At 57.5% G+C, this 2,228-nt stretch carries 2 protein-coding genes; both read left to right on the top strand.

What is annotated here, in order from left to right:
- Nucleotides 1-94 precede the first annotated feature (94 nt).
- Nucleotides 95-559 (top strand): hypothetical protein, encoded by a 465-nt coding sequence (locus tag AB0E19_RS38465; protein ID WP_054172775.1) that lies wholly within the window; start codon nt 95-97, stop codon nt 557-559.
- 368 nt (nt 560-927) lie between these two features.
- Nucleotides 928-2,228 (top strand): reprolysin-like metallopeptidase (locus AB0E19_RS38470; protein ID WP_362189834.1); only part of this gene is annotated, 1,301 nt, incomplete at its 3' end.

Here is a 2,228-nt window from a genome sequence, read left to right on the forward strand (position 1 = left end):
TGAGAATGCCCTGCCACACATGCTTGGCTGGGGCTGTCGCGGTTGACCATTGCGACCTTGCCCGCATTCCTCTAGTGATTGATCGAAACGTATCGTGCTGCCCCAGGCAGCCGACGTCGGTCCTGTCCCGGAGGTCCATGCAATTCGAATAGAAGCGATCAGGATGCTGGCGGCGTTGCAGCTCTACACGCCGGTATGGCTCTCGCAGACCATGGCCGCTGAGCCATTCGTGGAGGCGCTTGCCGATACATCGGTGGTACAGGCAGAGCAGCGCCTGCGTGCGAGTGGCGACACCGTGGAATGGGTGCGTCTGGTTCGAGTGAATGAGCTTGCGTCGGCCGCAGACGAGATTACCGTCAACCTGTATGACGTTGTTCTCCACCTTGTCCGCGATCCTTCCGTCCCTTTGTTCGAAACCGCGGAAGAGGTCATGTACCGCCCTGATGGTGCGCAGGGCGTCCATCGCGAAGTTGTCACGATGTCCAGCGTGCAATGGACGGGAACGGCGAAAAGCACGTCCCCGGATGCAAACCCAAGCTCAGCCAGCCGCAGCGCATAAGCATCAGATTGAGTGCCTCGGGCGCACGCGCGGGGTTCAGGCACGGCGTCTGGCGCTATACCCTCAACGATGATCAGCTGGTGAAGCGCGATACGCGCCGCGCTGTGTTCAATGAGCGCAATGATGTGAGGGACCGGCGGCCAGACTATCAGGTGTCGCAAGCGCCAGTTATTTGAGTATCGCTGGCATGGCGAGGCCGAATTTCAGCGCTTCAGATCTGACCAATCCTGAGCTTGCATAGGGAGATTTTGTCGCATGCTACTCGACATCGCTGTCTCCCACAGCCTATGTGACGAAAGTCTCCAAGTGGTCAGTAGCAAGGCCGTAGCGTTCGTCATGCCATGTGGCACCGATACTACGAGTAGATCATGAAAACAGCTCTATTCTCTCTGGCCGTCGTGCTATTCAGCAGCGCATCCTGGCCTGCGCAGGCGGCATCCAAGTTCATTGAGATTCCTGTCGGCGGATGGGATCCCGGTATGCAGATTCGTAAGCAGCACGAGGATAGCATTGTCGACTGGATTCGCCGTGTCGACGTTCACCCAGAGGCATTGTCCGACAATGTGATCGAAGTGGATCTCTTCGATGCAATCGTGCGATTGAAGCGCACTGCAGGCCCGCGATTGAATGCGGCTCCAGACCCGGTCTATGTCCCGGCGGGCACGGATGCAGGAGCAGTGGCCGCGATGCCCTCTGCCCGGCTTCGTTGGACCGGAACGATGGCATCTACATCTACATCTACTTCTACATCTAAGGCACCGTCTTCGTGCTTGGATGCGGAGAGAGCGGTTCGGATCACCGAGGCTGCTGACGGACAACTAAGGGCCATCTTTGACATTGGGAGCTTTCGATACGAACTGCAAGACGGTGTGCTGATTCGAAAGGATTTTCGCCGGCTTCCACGCGAGGCACCGGTTCGCGATGTCAGCCCGGATGCACTCGATGCGGTCAGCTCTGACGACGTTGAGCAAGAGGCGAAATCGACAGTACGTGTTCTGTTTGGCTACGGAACTACGGCCCTCGGCGATGACCGCGAGGTGGTCTTCGCAGAAATGCGGGAGGCCGTCTGTTTAGCCAACGAGAGTTTCTCTCATAGCGGAATCAAGATTGAACTCGAGCGCGCCGCCAACGTCCTTTCCGGCTATCAGGAAACCGGTGTTACTCAGACGCTTGACGATCTGGTTGCCGGAAGAAGAGGCGCACTCGGCGTCATGCATCAGGTTCTTGATATTGAGAAGGCAGACATCGTGCTGATGATCATTGATACCGGTCCGTCACGGTCGGTCTGTGGGCAATCGCAGCGCGTGCTTGCGACGAAGGAAACCGCATTCGCGGTAGTGGAACGGAATTGTCTCGGTGCCACGACCAGCAGCCTTGCCCACGAGATCGGGCACCTGTTCGGTGCAGATCATGAGCCCGCGAACGCCACCGTACGTCCCCCGAGATTTTCTTATGGCCATGGCTATAAGGCGCCGGAAAATGCGCCTGGACGATGGAGGACAGTGATGTCCTATGAATGCTCCGGAGCACCATGTGGACGGATAAATCTCTGGTCGTCACCTGACCTCAGTCATAACGGTTTGCCCGCAGGGACGAAAGAGACCCATCACAACGTCAGAGTGTTGAATGAGACCCGAGGGGTGATTGCCAATTTCTACCCCGAGCCATG

The organism is Streptomyces sp. NPDC047974, assembly GCF_040653375.1.
Taxonomy (GTDB): Bacteria; Actinomycetota; Actinomycetes; order Streptomycetales; family Streptomycetaceae; genus Streptomyces.